The sequence below is a fragment of the Prevotella sp. P5-64 genome (assembly GCF_002251285.1).
Classification (GTDB): Bacteria; Bacteroidota; Bacteroidia; order Bacteroidales; family Bacteroidaceae; genus Prevotella.
Genome location: NZ_NPJK01000010.1, coordinates 14133 through 29471 on the forward strand (window position 1 = coordinate 14133; position 15339 = coordinate 29471).

Annotated in this window: 13 protein-coding genes and 1 pseudogene; 6 read left to right on the plus strand and 8 right to left on the minus strand. The window is 55.1% G+C overall.

Annotated elements, in window-relative coordinates; genetic code table 11:
* Nucleotides 1–18 precede the first annotated feature (18 nt).
* Nucleotides 19–630 (plus strand): DUF4294 domain-containing protein, encoded by a 612-nt coding sequence (locus CIK87_RS02625; RefSeq protein ID WP_371327099.1) that lies wholly within the window; start codon nucleotides 19–21, stop codon nucleotides 628–630.
* Between the two features lie 82 nt (nucleotides 631–712).
* Here the strand turns inward: CIK87_RS02625 and CIK87_RS02630 are convergent, their stop codons facing one another.
* The 5 genes from CIK87_RS02630 to CIK87_RS02650 all read right to left on the minus strand — a co-directional run bounded on the left by CIK87_RS02630 (nucleotide 713) and on the right by CIK87_RS02650 (nucleotide 5594).
* Nucleotides 713–1507 (minus strand): ADP-ribosylglycohydrolase family protein, encoded by a 795-nt coding sequence (locus CIK87_RS02630; protein ID WP_094385220.1) that lies wholly within the window; start codon nucleotides 1505–1507, stop codon nucleotides 713–715.
* A 27-nt stretch (nucleotides 1508–1534) separates the two neighbouring features.
* The gene (locus CIK87_RS02635) at nucleotides 1535–2560 is read right to left on the minus strand and encodes a M28 family peptidase (protein WP_094385364.1); all 1026 of its coding nucleotides are present in this window, start codon (nucleotides 2558–2560) and stop codon (nucleotides 1535–1537) included.
* The gene (locus tag CIK87_RS02640) at nucleotides 2560–4314 is read right to left on the minus strand and encodes a membrane dipeptidase (RefSeq protein WP_094385222.1); all 1755 of its coding nucleotides are present in this window, start codon (nucleotides 4312–4314) and stop codon (nucleotides 2560–2562) included. The genes CIK87_RS02635 and CIK87_RS02640 overlap by 1 nt, the downstream gene beginning before the upstream one ends.
* Nucleotides 4315–4378: 64 nt before the next feature.
* On the minus strand, nucleotides 4379–4846 hold the full coding sequence (locus CIK87_RS02645; RefSeq protein WP_094385224.1) for an Lrp/AsnC family transcriptional regulator: 468 nt from the start codon (nucleotides 4844–4846) through the stop codon (nucleotides 4379–4381).
* Nucleotides 4847–4973: 127 nt separating this feature from the next.
* Nucleotides 4974–5594 carry a ribonuclease HII gene (locus CIK87_RS02650; protein ID WP_094385226.1) on the minus strand — a complete coding sequence of 207 codons (621 nt, stop codon included), beginning with the start codon at nucleotides 5592–5594 and terminating at the stop codon, nucleotides 4974–4976.
* 116 nt (nucleotides 5595–5710) lie between these two features.
* Between CIK87_RS02650 and CIK87_RS14610 the strand changes: the two are divergent.
* Together CIK87_RS14610 and CIK87_RS14220 are read left to right on the plus strand one after the other, a co-directional pair.
* Nucleotides 5711–6094 (plus strand): annotated as a pseudogene (locus CIK87_RS14610) (hypothetical protein); the annotation flags it as partial.
* Nucleotides 6095–6172: 78 nt separating this feature from the next.
* Nucleotides 6173–7075 (plus strand): TIGR02452 family protein, encoded by a 903-nt coding sequence (locus tag CIK87_RS14220; protein ID WP_254046499.1) that lies wholly within the window; start codon nucleotides 6173–6175, stop codon nucleotides 7073–7075.
* 202 nt (nucleotides 7076–7277) lie between these two features.
* On the opposite strand, the gene fucO is transcribed toward CIK87_RS14220, so the two are convergent.
* The gene (gene fucO, locus CIK87_RS02660; RefSeq protein WP_094385228.1) at nucleotides 7278–8432 is read right to left on the minus strand and encodes a lactaldehyde reductase; all 1155 of its coding nucleotides are present in this window, start codon (nucleotides 8430–8432) and stop codon (nucleotides 7278–7280) included.
* Between the two features lie 671 nt (nucleotides 8433–9103).
* Between fucO and CIK87_RS02665 the strand changes: the two genes are divergently transcribed.
* Nucleotides 9104–9424 (plus strand): carboxypeptidase-like regulatory domain-containing protein, encoded by a 321-nt coding sequence (locus tag CIK87_RS02665; RefSeq protein ID WP_144007656.1) that lies wholly within the window; start codon nucleotides 9104–9106, stop codon nucleotides 9422–9424.
* A complete protein-coding gene (locus tag CIK87_RS02670; protein WP_094385232.1) occupies nucleotides 9425–11662 on the plus strand; it encodes an outer membrane beta-barrel family protein in 2238 nt (745 codons plus the stop codon).
* 796 nt (nucleotides 11663–12458) lie between these two features.
* Here CIK87_RS02670 and CIK87_RS02680 read toward each other — a convergent pair.
* Together CIK87_RS02680 and CIK87_RS02685 are read right to left on the minus strand one after the other, a co-directional pair.
* Nucleotides 12459–13484 (minus strand): metallophosphoesterase family protein, encoded by a 1026-nt coding sequence (locus tag CIK87_RS02680; RefSeq protein WP_254046497.1) that lies wholly within the window; start codon nucleotides 13482–13484, stop codon nucleotides 12459–12461.
* A 21-nt stretch (nucleotides 13485–13505) separates the two neighbouring features.
* Nucleotides 13506–14009: a low molecular weight protein-tyrosine-phosphatase gene (locus CIK87_RS02685; protein ID WP_022310561.1), complete on the minus strand. Its 504-nt coding sequence runs from the start codon at nucleotides 14007–14009 to the stop codon at nucleotides 13506–13508.
* 478 nt (nucleotides 14010–14487) lie between these two features.
* Here CIK87_RS02685 and CIK87_RS13885 point away from each other — a divergent pair, with 478 nt between their 5' ends.
* Nucleotides 14488–14856 carry a hypothetical protein gene (locus CIK87_RS13885; RefSeq protein ID WP_144007657.1) on the plus strand — a complete coding sequence of 123 codons (369 nt, stop codon included), beginning with the start codon at nucleotides 14488–14490 and terminating at the stop codon, nucleotides 14854–14856.
* Nucleotides 14857–15339 lie beyond the last annotated feature (483 nt).

Below are 15339 nucleotides of genomic sequence, written 5' to 3' on the forward strand. Positions count from 1 at the left end.
ATAGGTATGGTGTGCCTGATGGTGGCAGCGATAACTGCTGACGCTCAGACCGCTAAGCGGGCGGTCATAAACCCTGAAGACCGAAAGGTGGACATGGACAACCCCACCTTTGTGCCTATGGTCAAGGTGGGCAAGGTGCTGTTGGGCCGCGACTCGGTGCAGTATGTCGAGCTCAATAATATCTATGTATATCCCAAGCCCGTCTTCAAGAACGAGCGGCAGATGATGGCGTACAACAGACTGGTCTATAACGTGAAAAAGGTGCTGCCTATAGCCAAGGAATGTCGTGGCATCATCCTCGAGACCTATGACTATCTGCAGACATTGCCCAACAAGGAAGCGCGCGACCGCCACCTGAAACTCGTGGAGAAGGGCATCAAGGCCGAGTATACTCCCCGCATGAAGCGGCTTACCTACCAGCAGGGCAAACTGCTCATCAAACTGATTTACCGTGAGTGCAACTCGTCGTCCTACAATCTTATCCAGTCGTTCTTTGGTCCCACCCGCGCTGGCGTCTATCAGGCCTTTGCCTGGGTCTTCGGAGCCAGTCTGCGCAAGGGCTACGAGCCTGAGGGAGTAGACCGTTTCACCGAGCGCATCGTGCGCCAGGTAGAGAGCGGGCAAATCTGACGCCGCCACGCATTGCTTCAGAAAATCTTATGCTATCAATAATGCCATGGGCACCATCTTGACGGATGGTGCCCATGGCGTTTTATCGCTTGATGTGGCCCTGCAGCGTGGTATAGAACTGGTCGACTATTTCGAGCATATCTGCGGGCAGGTATTCATAGGCTTTGGTAATCATCTCTTCGGGTATCTCGTAGTAGGCTTCGGCTATGCTGCCGCAGATGGCACCCTTGGTGTCGGTGTCGCCCTGGGCGAGGATGGCTGTGCGTATGGCGTCTTCGAAGTTGTTGCTGTCGAGAAAACAGCTGATGGCCGCCGGCACCGTCTCCTGGCAGGTGGCGTCGAAGTGGCCCTCGTTGCCGAGTCTGTAGACCTCCTTGAGGTCGGGGATGTCGTAGCCGAAAGTCTGCTTGACGGTGCCTATCACCTCATCTTTGGTGATGCGCACCGTGCGCAGCCAGTAGATGAGCGTAGCCACACACTGTGCTCCGCGTATGCCTTCCCTGTGGCAGTGGCTGGGCAGCGCCGTCTTCATCGCCTCGTCCTGCATCTGGTGGAAGTCGTCGTAGAGCCATCCTATCGGGCTCACCCGCATCGCCGAACCGTTGCCATACGAGGCCTGGGGCAGATGGTCGGCGCTCTGCAGCCACTTCAGGAACCTCCCTCCATAGCCTCCCATGGGGTCGAGATAGCGGCTGCACCAGTCTACCAGTGCGTCCTTGTACTCCCGATGGTTCATCGCCGCATCGGCTATGGCGATGGTGCAGATGGTGTCATCGGTGTAGCTGCAGTCGGGGCTGAAGAGCTTGAAGCCCGGTGTAGCCACATTTTCAAACTCGAATCGCGACCCTACGATGTCGCCAATGATAGCTCCTAACATAATGGATAGATTTAGGTGGATGATAGTTTACTCTTCGGTGTAGATGACCTGAATCATCGTCTGTCCCACGGCTTTGAGGGTGTTGCGGCTGATGTGCTGCATGTTGTCGTTCAGCGTGTGCCACGTGGGTCCGAAACTGCTCTGGGCGCAGTCGGGGTAGAAGGGGATGATGTCTATCGTGGGTATACGTGCCGTCTGGTTGAGTGGGATGTGGTCGTCGGTGACCATACCTCCCTCCTGACGGGGGAAGAAGTTGCCATAGCCGGCCTTGCGGGCTGCCCGCCATACCTTCTTGACTATCTCCGGCGCAAACTGCATTGACATTCCCTCCTTGTAGAAGCGTGCTCCCTCGCCGCCTACCATGTCGAGCAGGATGGCGTAGCGCACCTCGAAGCCGTCGGGGAGATGGCTGGCGAAGTGCTGGGCACCCAGCGCCCATGTACTCTCGCTGTCGCCGCTGTTGATCCACTGCGGGGTGCCCCAGTCTTCGGCGTCGAAGCACACGAAGTCTACTCCGATGTTGAGGGTGGTGTCGCGGTGGATGAGGCGAGCCACCTCGAGCATCACAGCCACACCGCTGGCGGCGTCGTTGGCAGCGAGGATGGGCTTGCGCCAATTGGTGGAGTCGGGGTCATTGTCTGCCCAAGGGCGGCTGTCCCAGTGGGCGCAGAGCATGATGCGTGTGGAGCGCTCGGGATGCGACCGGGCTATGATATTGCGGCATTTGAGCGTGGTGCCGTCATATCCCGTCACATCGGCTTGCTGTATCTCCAGCTGGCAGCCATACTCTTCAAACTTCTTCTCTATCCACTGCGCACAGCGGTCATGGCCCTCGGTGTTCATGGCTCTTGGGCCAAAGTCACACTGGGCCTGGGTGAAGGCGTAGGCACTGTCGGCGCTGAACGCGGGACCCACGGGGTCTATCTTGTCCATACTTTCTTCCATGTCTATGCTGTCGGCATGTCCCCATCCGGTGTTCATGCCGACGGCAGCGATGGCAACCACCACGGCGGCGGTCGCTCCTCCTATTATCATCTTCATTTTTCTGGTCATCATTGTCCTTTGTTGTATTGTTGTACTTGGTTCATCACGCGCAGCCAGTTGCCGCCCCATATCTTGGCGATGTCTTCGCGGCTGAAGCGCTTGGCGAGCAGCTGCTCGGTGAAGAGTATCGCCTCTGAGGCATCGGCTATGCCTCTCACTCCGCCGTCGCCGTCGAAGTCGGTGCCTATGCCCACGTGGTCTATGCCCATCACGTCGATGGCGTGTTGCAGATGGGCTACGGCGTCGGTGATGGTGGCTTCGGCCTCGTTGCGCAGAAATCCGTGGTACAGCGTAATCTGTGCCACGCCACCCTTGCGGGCGAGGGCACGCAGCTGGTCGTCGGTCAGGTTGCGCGGCACGTCGCAGAGGGCCTTGCAGTTGCTGTGGCTGCACACGATGGGCGTGGCGCTGAGGTCGAGGGCGTCGTAGAAGCTGGTCTCGGCAGCGTGGGAGAGGTCGACCATAAGCCCCAGGCGGTTCATCTCGGCTATCACCTCTGCTCCCCAGGGGCTCACGCCGCCATGGGTGGCTGTGCCGCGGGCCGAGTCGCAGATGTCGTTGTCGCCGTTGTGGCAGAGGGTGACATAGACGATGCCACGGTGGGCAAAGTGGCGCAGATGGCTGAGGTCGTGCTCGATGGCGAGACCGTTTTCAATGCCCGTCATGATAGATTTCACCCCGTCTTGCTTGTTCTGCCACAGTTCTTGCGGGTTTCTGGCGCGGCGTACGGCGTCGGGATGGGCGCCGAGGATTTCGTCGATGCGGTCGAATATCATGTCGGCATACTCATGGGGCGAACCGGCAGGCAGCGGGGCTATCTCGGCAAAGTTCTGTCCGGGCTTGGGTTGGGGCAGATACGCCACCATGGTGGTGGCGTCGAGCCGTCCGTCTGTCATCTTGTGCAGGTCTACGAGGATGCGAGGGTCGCGGGTGCCGAAGTCCACCCCTTGCGGGAAGAACATGGGCGTGTCGCAGTGGGAGTCGAGGGTGAGGGTACGTCGGTGTACGTTCTTGGCTTCGGCGAAGAGGCTTGCCCGGCGGGTGAGCCATTGGAATAGCGGCAGTCCGTCGGCTCCAAGCCATTCGGGATGCCACTGCACGCCGATGATGCCTTTCTGCTCGCTGCTCTCTATGGCCTCTACCACTCCGTCGGCCGCTGTCGCCGTGACGGTCATGTGGGGTCCGCCGGCTGTCACCGCCTGGTGGTGGAACGAGTTGACGTATATCCGCTCTTCAGCGTAGATGGCGCTGAGCATCGAGCCCTTCCCGATGGTCACCGAGTGGGTGGGCTCCTGTCGGTCGGCGTCTTGCGAGTGCTTGAGCTGCATCTCGGCATGCTGCGCTACACTTCCACCGAGGGCGATGGCGAGTGTCTGCATGCCGCGGCAGATGCCGAGCATGGGTAGCTGGCGGTTGAATGCCAGGCGGGTGATGAGCAGTTCGGGCAGGTCGCGCTCGGCGTTGATGTTGCCCAGCTGCGGCTGTGGCTCTTCGCCCGTCCAGAGCGGGTTGTAGTCTCCGCCACCCGTGAGCAACAGTCCGTCGATGCGGTCCAGCGTTCCCGCGAGGATATGGCGGTCGGCGATGGGCGGGATGATGACGGGAATGCCGCCGGCAACCTCTACCTGGCGGTAGTAGCGGTCGCGCAGCGTGGCGTCGCCCTGACTATAATTTGCAGTAATGCCTATCACCGGACGGCTTTCACCCTCGGGATAGGCAGTATATATCTTCTGGAGATGGGCCTCCAAATCGAAATGTTCCATTATTATCAGATAGGCATAAACAAATACTTACTGTGGTTGTGGCACCACTGTCTGGACTGTCGGGTCAGACCTCGTCGGGCTGGATGGTTATCTCGCGCTTGATGCTCTGCTCGAGCGAGATGAGGGTCTCTGTCGACACCACGCCGGGGATGGTCTGCAGCTTGTTGTTGAGCAGGTCCATGAGCTGCTCGTTGTCGCGGGCGTAGAGTTTCAGCAACATGGTGTATGAGCCAGTGGTGAAGTGACACTCCACAATCTCGGGTATGCACAGCAGGCGCGACACTACCTCCTTGTACATGCTTCCGCGCTCGAGGTTGATGCCCACGTAGGTGCAGGTGGTATAGCCCAGACTTTTGGGGTTGACATAGAAACCGCTACCGGTAATCACTCCGTTGTCTATCAGATGCTGTACGCGCTGGTGAACGGCTGCACGCGACACGCCGCACTCGGCTGCCACATCCTTGAAGGGCATACGGGCGTTGGTGGATAAGATACCCAGTATCTTTTTATCCAGTTTATCTACTTTCTCCATATCTTGTAAAAGTGTTGGTTACGATTAACTCAACAAAATTACGCTTTTCTATTGATACTGGCAAACAAAATGCACGATATTTTACCCAATATCGTGCATTTTGTCAGTAATTGCCCTCTCCGAGGGGCTAATCATCGAATGGTAGGGGCAGTTCCTGCCCGGTGAGGTTGTAACTGCGACGGTGATAGGGGGTGATGCCGTGCTGGCGTATGGCCTCGCGGTGCTCGCGGGTGGGGTAGCCCTTGTTGCGTCGCCAGCCATACTGCGGACACTCGTCGTCGAGGGCGTCCATATAGTCGTCGCGGAAGGTCTTGGCCAGGATGCTGGCGGCGGCGATGGCCTGGTATTTGCCGTCGCCCTTGACGATGGTGGTGTAGGGCAGGTTGCCGTAGGGCTTGAAGCGGTTGCCGTCGACGATGACGGCTTCGGGTCTCACGCCGAGCTGGTCCAGGGCGCGGTGCATAGCCAGGATGCTGGCGTTGAGGATGTTGATTTGGTCTATTTCCTCCGGGGTGACCACGCCCACAGCCCAGGCCACGGCGTCGTCCATAATCTGCTGACGCAGTGCATACCTACGGCTGTGGCTCATCTGCTTCGAGTCGTTGAGGTCGGGATTGTCATAGTCGGCAGGCAGTATCACCGCAGCGGCATAGACACTGCCGGCAAGGCAGCCACGGCCAGCCTCGTCGCAGCCGGCCTCGATGCAGTCTTTATAATAATGTGGGAGGAGTGGATGGCGTTTGGTCATAGGATAATCTGTTCTTGCTACAGGCTGCAAAATTACAAAAAAAAAGTGATTATCGTTTTGATACTCATTATTTTTTAGTAGCTTTGTGGTGATTAAAGATTAAGGAGGACTTGATTATGTACAATCGCAGATTTACCCCACATTTCATTACCCGACTCGAGGATAATGAGATTTTTGTTTTCGGCAGCAATCTTTCTGGTTTTCATGGCGGAGGCGCAGCCCGTACCGCCCTCGACGCCTTCGGAGCCGTATGGGGCCAGGGCGTAGGCCTGCAGGGACAGAGCTATGCCATACCCACCATGCAGGGAGGTGCCGAGACCATCAAGCCTTATGTAGACCAGTTTATTGCCTTTGCCGCCGAGCACAGCGAGCTTACCTTCCTGGTCACCCGCATAGCCTGTGGCATAGCCGGACTCCCCGTCAGCGAGATAGCGCCCCTCTTTGCCGCAGCCATAGACATGGAGAACGTGATACTGCCCAAGGACTTTGTAGACGTCATCCACGCCACCTGCACCCCCGACCACGGATGGCAGGCCGAGACCGACTTCCTCCAGTCTTACCGCCATCTCAAGGGGTGTATGAAGAACGGCGACCGTGAGGCATACTATCAGATTAAGGGTCTGCGCACCAAGGTCTATCGCAACACCATCGACCTGGTGACCCAGGGCCACTACACCACCGAGGACGGCAAGCGCGTGGAACTTGGTGACGGAGCGGAGATGATGAACGCCACGGTCTACTATGACCACGAGATAGAGACCGATGCGCCCACTGCCGACGAGACCTGCATCGAGGTGGTCAACGACGACTGCCTCGCCGTGGCCATGCGCCTCAAGGCCGACGGCTATACCCCCGCCGTGCTCAATATGGCCAACCGCCACCATCCCGGCGGTGGGGTAGACAATGGTGCCGCTGCCCAGGAAGAGACGCTCTTCCGCCGTACCGATCTCTATCGTTCGCTCTACCGTTTCTCGCCGCTTGCCAAGGTCTATGGCCTGCCGCCTTCGTCCCATCACTATCCCCTCGACAGTCACTTTGGCGGCATCTATACTCCCGGTGCCACCATCTTCCGCGAGAGCGAAGACCAGGGCTACCGCCTTATGGCAGAGCCTGTGAGCATGGACTTCATCTCTGTGGCAGGCAAGAACCGTCCCGACCTCACCCCCGACGGACTGATAGCGCCCCACCATGTGCCTGCCATCTGCGACAAGATACGTACCATCCTGCGCATAGGACTTGCGCATCATCACGATGCCCTTGTGCTGGGCGCTTTGGGCTGTGGAGCCTTCTGCAATCCGCCTGCCCATGTGGCGCGACTCTTCCACGAGGTGCTCTCAGAACCAGAGTTCTACCAGAAGTTCCGCTACATCACCTTTGCCATCATCGACGACCACAACGCCCACCGTCCCCACAATCCCGAGGGCAACTACCGTCCCTTCTTCGCTGAGTTCAAGGACGGAGCAAGTGCCTTGCCTCTTTGACAGTCCAGCTGCGGCTGCCGGCGAGCCCTCGCGGCATAAGCCTCGGCTGTCGGCACTGATACGCATAGCCAACGGCAACACCAGAGCCTCCAGAGCTACTGGTGTTGCCGTTGATGCTTTATCCCTGTTGACCCAGCAAAAAAATACGGCATCTGCCATGGAGACAGATGCCGTAAACCTTGAAGATTATAAGTGTCTTGTATTACAAGATGCTCTTGTAGAGGGCCACAATGTCGTCGCGTGTCACCTCGCGGGGGTTGCCCGGAGTACATACGTCGGCGATAGCCTGGTCGGCGAGTGCGTCGATGTCGGCCTCGGTGATACCCAGGTCAGACAGATGGGCAGGGATGCCCACGCGGCGGCTCAGGTTCTCAATCTCGGTGCATGCAGCGTCGGCAGCCTCTTCCTTGGTCATACCCGGAGTGTATACATCGAGCGCCTTGGCGATGTCTACATACTTGTCGAGAGCGGCAGGAGCGTTGAAACGCATTACTGTAGGCAACAGGATGGCACAAGCCACACCGTGGGGCACATCGTGCAGAGCCGACATGGGGTGAGCCATGCCGTGGTCTACACCCAGACCTACGTTAGAGAAAGCCATACCAGCCACATACTGGGCTACGGCCATACCGTTGCGGCCCTCGGGGTTGGTGGGGTCTTCTACGGCTACGGGCAGGTAGCGGTGAATCATATTGATGGCTTTGATTTCAAACATATCGCTCAGTTCCCAGGCACCCTTGGTGATTAGACCTTCGATGGCGTGGGTCATGGCATCCATACCGGTAGCGGCGGTGAGGCTCTTAGGCAGCGAGTACATCAGCTCGGCATCAACGATAGCCACACAGGGAATGTCGTTGGGGTCTACGCAGACCATCTTCTTCTGCTTGGTTTCGTCGATGATTACGTAGTTGATGGTAGTCTCGGCAGCAGTACCGGCTGTGGTGGGCAGGGCGATGATTGGCACGGTCTTCTTCTTGGTGTCGGCCACGCCTTCGAGCGATACCACGTCGGCAAATTCGGGGTTGTTGCTTACGATACCGATACCCTTAGCGGTGTCCATGGCACTACCGCCACCGATAGCCACGATGAAATCGGCTTGGGCAGCCTTGAGGGCGTCTACACCCATCTTCACGTTGGTCACAGTGGGGTTGGGCTTTACGTCGTCATACACAGCGTAAGGAATGTTGGCCTCGTCGAGCACGTCGAGCACCATCTTGGCAACGCCAAACTTCATCAGACCCTTGTCTGTTACTACCAATGCTTTGGTGAAACCCAGTCGGGCAACTACTCCAGGCAGCTCCTTGCGAGCACCGGGACCGAAGTAAGACACTTCGTTAAGGATAAATCTACTTACCATAAGTGTTTTTGTTGATAAATTGGTTAATGTTATATATATAATAATGTGTACTGGTACAGGTATCGGTAGAGACACGAGGCGGAGGGCAAAGCAACAAACTTGTTTTTTGATTTATGCTTCCTGCCCGTAGCCTATCTTTTGCAAAGATAGTGCAAACCCGAGTGCCATAAGCTCGCTTAATGGCCGAGGTGCCGCCTATCTTATGCAAAGATAGTGCAAGTCGAAGACAATGCCAAGAAAAACACGAAGTTTTTTTCAATTGGCATTGTTGAGGCGCCGCCTATCTTATGGAAAGATAGTGCAAGTCGAAGACAATGCCAAGAAAAACACGAAGTTTTTTTCAATTGGCATTGTTGAGGCGCCGCCTATCTTATGGAAAGATAGTGCAAGTCGAAGACAATGCCAAGAAAAAACCGAAGTTTTTTTCAATTGGCATTGTTGAGGCGCCGCCTATCTTATGGAAAGATAGTGCAAGTCGAAGACAATGCCAAGAAAAACACGAAGTGATAAATAAGAGGTCAAAAGAAACATAGATTATGGCTATACGCACGTTAAATAACTCAAAAACACATGATATACACCCTGTTTCTGTTAAATGTTACAAACAGGAAGTGGAGGGTATTGATTTTTTAGATACATTTACAGCACCTAATATAAGGAAGGATACTACTATGGTAAGTCTAACACTCAGAAACACAGTCTATGCACTACGCTGTATGGCGCTCACCCTAATGGTGACCATGCTGGCTACGATGCAGACAATGGCGCAGGACACCAAGTCGCCCACGTGCCAGGTGACCGGAACCATACGCGACAAGGCTACCCACGAGCCCGAGCTGGCAGCCACCATCATCGTGGCAAAGCAGTCGCAGCCTAAAGTGGCGTTCAAGAAAGGCGTGACCGACACGGGCGGAGTCTTCTCGCTGACGCTCCCTGCCACCGACGCCCGATACATCCTCACCGCCTCGGTACTGGGCAAGAAGGCGGCATAGGTGAAACTGACCATGACGCCTGCCGACACGCTTATCGACCTGGGCGATATTCTGCTCGCAGACGACGCCCGGCTGCTCGACGAGGTACAGGTGCTCGCCCAGAAACCCCTCGTGACCATGGATGTGGACAAGCTGACATACGATGTGGCTTCCGACCCTGACGCCAAATACATGATGACCTCGGAGATACTCAACAAGGTGCCTCTGCTCGATGTCGACGGCATGGGAAACATCAAGATGAATGGCACCACCAACTTCCTCATCCTGCAAAACGGGCGCCGCACCGCCGTGACGCGCCATCCCAAGGAAATCCTGCGCTCGCTGCCCACCGAACTTATCAAGAGCATAGAGGTCATCACCTCGCCGGGAGCCAAATACGATGCCGAGGGCATAGGCGGCATCATCAACATCGTCATGCAGCGCCGCTACGAAGGCCACCTTACCAACCTCAACGGGGCAGTCAACAACATGGGCTTCGTCACCGGACTCTCGACCACTACCAAGATAGGCCGTTTCTCGATAGACGGATATATGAACTATAACCGCATACTCACACCCACCGGAAGCAACGCCAGCCATACCTACAACTACGCCTCGGACTCTCGCGCTTACCAGCAGACCGCCAGCAGGCACAAGAGCAGAGGCAGCACGGAGTTTGCCAACATCAATGCCAGTTACGAGATAGATACTCTCCAACTGCTCACCCTCTCGCTGTCGGGGATGGGAAGCCAGCAGCGGCTGCCCGTATGGGGCAGCACCGAGATGTGGAACCGCGACCGCTCGCAGCTCGCCTACTCATATCTGCGCAGCAGCTTGGCGAAGGAGTCGTTTCTCAATGGAACGGCGGGCATAGACTACCAGCGTACGGGGCGATACAACAAGCAGCGACTTACCACGCTGTCATACCAGATCAGCACCAATCCACAGTGGATTAAGAACAACACCCAGTACGATGAGATAGTCTACAATACGCCTTCTAACATAATAGAGGAACTGCAGCTCTATGCCAACCGCACCGACGCCGACAACAAGAGCGTAGAGCACACCCTCCAGGCCGACTATACCACGCCCATAGACAAACACAACACCATAGAGACCGGACTCAAATACATTGTGCGCAACAACGAGAGCACCAATGACATCTACGATGCCCGCATTGTTGTCGGCGACTTTGCCTACAACGACCAGCGCAGCAACCACTACAAGAACCGCAACGACATTCTGGCTGCCTATCTCAGTTATACCTACCACAGCGCGGCTGTCTCCCTCATGCCCGGTCTGCGCTACGAATACACCTACCAGGACATACGCTACCTCTCGGGAGCTATGGGTGCCGATGCCGACTATAGCGGACACTATGCCTATCTGGTGCCCTCGATGAAGGTCAACTTCAAGGTAGGGCCCCACCAGTCGCTGCGCCTCGAATACGGCATGCGCCTGTCGCGCCCCAGCATCTATTATCTGAACCCCTACTTCAATGACCTCAACCCGCAGCGCATCACCCAGGGCAACGGACAGCTCGATGCCGAGCGCAGCCACAACTTCGGAATCACCTATGGCAACTTCACCCGCCGGCTGAACCTCAACATGTCGCTCGGATACCGTCGTCTCGACAACGGCATTGAACAGGTGAGCCGCATCATAGGCGACGGGGGCGAATACTTTGACGAAGGCAAGCACTATGCAGCCCCGGGCGCGCTCTACAGCACCTATATGAATATAGGCCGCACCCAGCGCACGGCTCTCGATGTGTATCTTAGATGGAATATGAACAGCCGCATCAGCTGGACCATCAATTCCAACCTGTCTTATCTGGACCTCTCTGATCCCGCGCGCCAACTGCGCAACCACGGATGGCAGACCTCGCTCAGCGGCAGCACCTCGGTGAGACTGCCTGGTGACCTGAGACTCATGGGCAGAGTGGCATACAGCAGCCGCAGTGTGATGTTGCAGGGCAACAACAATTCACTGTTGACCTATAACATCGGACTTACCCGCTCTTTCCTCAAAGACAAGAGGCTCACCTTGTCGCTCATGGCAACCGAGTTTGCCCGCAGTTGGATGACACGTAGCACCACCACCTACGGCACCAACTTCTATACGCAAAGGGATAACCAGGTGAAGCGCCAGTATTTCGGTCTGACAGTTATGTACCGCTTCGGCACGCTCCGCCAGTCGGCTACCAAGCGCGCAAGCCACGGTATACACAACGATGACCTCAAGGCGGGAGGCCGCTGAAGGGATATTGGAATCTTTGTGTTAATTATTATCTGGGTCACAAACCGCATAAAAGCAAATCCTAATCGGGTTGGATTCCTCTCTTGGTATCCAACCCGATTAGGATTTGTTCAATATAGATTCTGATGATAGAAAATAATGATTATCAGGTCGTAATTAGAGCGTATGTATATGTTCTGGAGATTGCTGCTATTTATGACATTCCTTTTCTGATGGCAAAATCACGTTTCCTGTTTTACCATCCAGTTGAAGGAGTGTGCTTCGTCAAGTTGAAGTATAGACTAATAGCTATGATTACTCTCACAGTAAAATTCCTTTTGTATGTTTTGTCTTTTATAGACGATAATTTTATGCCGATAATGTCGTTTATAAAAGATAAAATAGGCATCTATAGGTTTGATCTTGGTCAGCACCCATATGTGCAAATTTTGCACATGTGATATTTTCATCCAATTCACATTCCTTGAAAATGTTTCTTATATGGCGCATTATTACAGTACGATCTCTTCCGAATAATTCAGCCATTTAGTTTTGTGTAAGCCACACGGTATCCTTTTCCAACTTTACTTCAAGTTGGGTATTGCCATCATCAGTCGTATATAGGACGATGGACGAACTATTATTTGCAACAATTTTATTCTCAGTCATATTCATCCTTGCTCCTTATATAGAATCCACATCTTCTTTATCTTACCAGCAATCTGTTACGTTTTTACATACATGATTACGTTGATAAAAAATAGAAGCTTAATACAGAATAATTCAGTAACTTATTTTTGGCTTAGAAAAATACTTCCTATCGCTTCTCTTCCACGGGGCGCTTGCGCCAGTCGTCCTTGACATAGCTGTCGGGATAGACGGTGACGTTCTGGCGGTCGCCCTTGAGGGTGCGTATCCAGGTGTCAAAGCGGCGCTGGCCCTCGTAGAGCACGATGACGCGTGCGCCCACGGGCAGATGGTTGTACTCGGTGTTGCCGCCCGAGAAGCGGCCGTAGCCCAACAGAATGTCGTGGTAGAGGGTAGTGTAGTCGTTGTCGTGGTCGTGACCGCAGAAGATGCCCATCACGTCGCCTCCCTCGCGCATGGCGCAGAACATGCCGCTATTGAGCAGCGGGGGGCACGATTTCTCCATACGGGTGCCTATCAGCACGTTGGCCTCGGTGGTGGCGGCTTGGGCAAACTCAGGCAGAGGGATGTGGAAGAAGGAGAGGGCTGGGAGCGGGCGCCCGCCGTTGGCTGCGGTGTAGGCACGGCTGCGCTCGCGATACCACTGCACCTGGTCGAGCGTGAGCCAGGCGTAGGTGCCGAGGCGCTTGGTGGCGGGGTAGCTGTGGGAGTCGAGGCAGTAGAGTAGGGCAGCGGGGGCGGCGCTCTTGCTGCCGGCAATCTCGAGCACATAGTCGGGCGACTCTACGCTGCCACGGTCGGGCTGTAGGCAGTGGCGTCCGCGGCGGATTATGTCGTAGAGCTGGGCGAGGGTCATGCCCTGCTCGTGGTCGTGGTTGCCGAAGAGGATGACGTAGGGCACGCCGTGGCGCTCGATGCGGTCTACGATATGCGTCATGGCGGTGTCGGCAGGACGCGCGTAGATGTTGTCGCCGGTGAAGACCACCAGGTCGGGACGCTCGGTGCCGACCACGGCGTCGATGCACTCCAAGGCGGTGGCAGAGCGTGGGTTGCGGCTCTGGTAGTGGAGGTCGGTAAACTGGACTATCTTGAACTCGCCACGGGTGTCAAACTTCAGGGTCTGGGCGGTGGCATCGGTGCCGGCGGTAAGGGTAAGGAGCGCGGCGGCAATAAACTGCATGATACGTTTTAGCATGGTCGGGTATGATTTTGTGGGTTATAGTTGTCGTTGGAGTTGGCTGAGCAGACGGCGGCAGCCCTGCTCGATGAGGTCGAGTGCCAGTTCGAAGTCGCGGTCGCCGCCATAGTAGGGGTCGGGCACGGAGTCGTAGCCGCAGTCGGCGTCGAGGTAGTCGCTCATGCGCAGGATGCGGTCGGCCTGGGCCTGGGTGCGTGCCTTGGCGCTGATGGCGCGGTAGTTGCCCTCGTCCATCACGATGATATAGTCGAAGCGGTCGAAGTCGGCTGCCGAGAACTGGCGGGCATGATGGTCTACACGGTAGCCGCGGCGGGCTCCGTGGCGGCGCATACGGCTGTCGGGCAGCTGGCCCACATGCCAGTCGCCGACGCCACACGAGTCGACCTCAATCTGGTCGTTCAGACCGGCTTCGGCTACCATCGCTTCCATTACGGCATGGGCGGCGGGCGAACGGCAGATGTTGCCGAGACATACGAAGAGAAGCCTCTTGGGCTTGGGGGCGTCAACAGATGCTGGTGTCATAGTCTATATATATAATAATGTATATAGATATAACGCCAGCAGTGTGGTTTTATTGCCATAGGGTGGTCATAAATCGCATGGCAGCCGCTGTTGCAGCCCTTGTTGCTAAGTTGGCGCATCGTCGCTGCGCTCTTGCGCCGTGTTAGATGTTGTTTGATAAGGTCGAGTTGTAATACGCATAGTATCAATGAGTTCAGCGGAGCTGTTGTGGCGTCGTTGGCGGGAGGTCTCTTTGCTGATCATGAGGAAAGCAACTAAATAGAATATGAAAAAAATGATATTCGTACGCATTTTTATTATATTTCCAGCCTTTGTGGGCGCCAAGAGAAAAAACGAGATAGGCGCGCGTGAAAAAGTCTTGGCAGTGGGCGCGACAGTCTGTAATTTTGCAATCGCTGAGGTCGAAAGCCCAGCAAGAAAAGTATCAGACATAAAGAGAAAAATCAAGCAAAACAGGGTAGGAACCCACTTTAAGGAAATGTATTCTAAATTTGATAATCTGGACATTACAGTCGACTCGTCGATTAAGAAGATTACACGTAAGGCGTGCATGTACCTTTCTGAGGCCATCGAGAATGGCATCATGCTGTCGGAGAATCCAACTGCCAACATCGTAATCTACGACGACCGCATTGATTTTGGTATGTGCCTCAATCCCACCATGGATATGATGAACGCCGCTTACTTCCCCAACTTCTATGAGGAGAACGGCAATATCGTATACCGCTTCGCTGGCAATGCCTGTTGCGAGGTCGAAGACCAAACCATCAACTATGTAGGTCACACAGACCCCATCACTGCAGATGATAACAAGGTTTTTAATATGATTTATTCGAAATACGCATAAGCAGATAGATATTCTTTACACATTCTCAACAAAAATCATACACATTAATACAATAACTTAGTAATTTTTTTGAAGCAAGAGCACGAACCCGAGGAATCTGGATGAAGACCCCCTCACGGTTCGTGTTTTTATTATCCTCACATTGGGCGTCATAATCCTCGGTTTGTGCTTTGCTTTTCTCGTGCCGTTCTTTGCCACACTCGGTTCATGCTTTGCCATCCTCGAATTGTGCTTCGCCATCAAGTTAACCCACTCCCCAAGTTTTTTCCATATCCCCACAACCTCGGCAGGCACGTGCGCCAGCGTTGGGCAGACGGCGGTTTATCTCGTCATAGCAAACGCCAGTCCCGCTAATATTAATAATGTAGTGGTGATTGTGGTGGCTGGCTCGTACCTTCTGATACGTGGGCTCGTATCATAAGTCACGCGGCCACGTATCATAAGTCACGAGCCCACGTATCAAATGACACGAAGCAGTAGGGT

What these genes read in the sequence shown, in the direction of transcription:
- CIK87_RS02625 (WP_371327099.1), top strand. Translation starts at nt 19, where the DNA reads ATGGTGGCAGCGATAACTGCTGACGCTCAGACCGCTAAGCGGGCGGTC.
- CIK87_RS02630 (WP_094385220.1), bottom strand. Translation starts at nt 1,507, where the DNA reads ATGTTAGGAGCTATCATTGGCGACATCGTAGGGTCGCGATTCGAGTTT.
- CIK87_RS02635 (WP_094385364.1), bottom strand. Translation starts at nt 2,560, where the DNA reads ATGACCAGAAAAATGAAGATGATAATAGGAGGAGCGACCGCCGCCGTG.
- CIK87_RS02640 (WP_094385222.1), bottom strand. Translation starts at nt 4,314, where the DNA reads ATGGAACATTTCGATTTGGAGGCCCATCTCCAGAAGATATATACTGCC.
- CIK87_RS02645 (WP_094385224.1), bottom strand. Translation starts at nt 4,846, where the DNA reads ATGGAGAAAGTAGATAAACTGGATAAAAAGATACTGGGTATCTTATCC.
- CIK87_RS02650 (WP_094385226.1), bottom strand. Translation starts at nt 5,594, where the DNA reads ATGACCAAACGCCATCCACTCCTCCCACATTATTATAAAGACTGCATC.
- CIK87_RS14220 (WP_254046499.1), top strand. Translation starts at nt 6,173, where the DNA reads ATGAAGAACGGCGACCGTGAGGCATACTATCAGATTAAGGGTCTGCGC.
- fucO (WP_094385228.1), bottom strand. Translation starts at nt 8,432, where the DNA reads ATGGTAAGTAGATTTATCCTTAACGAAGTGTCTTACTTCGGTCCCGGT.
- CIK87_RS02665 (WP_144007656.1), top strand. Translation starts at nt 9,104, where the DNA reads ATGGTAAGTCTAACACTCAGAAACACAGTCTATGCACTACGCTGTATG.
- CIK87_RS02680 (WP_254046497.1), bottom strand. Translation starts at nt 13,484, where the DNA reads ATGCTAAAACGTATCATGCAGTTTATTGCCGCCGCGCTCCTTACCCTT.
- CIK87_RS02685 (WP_022310561.1), bottom strand. Translation starts at nt 14,009, where the DNA reads ATGACACCAGCATCTGTTGACGCCCCCAAGCCCAAGAGGCTTCTCTTC.
- CIK87_RS13885 (WP_144007657.1), top strand. Translation starts at nt 14,488, where the DNA reads ATGTATTCTAAATTTGATAATCTGGACATTACAGTCGACTCGTCGATT.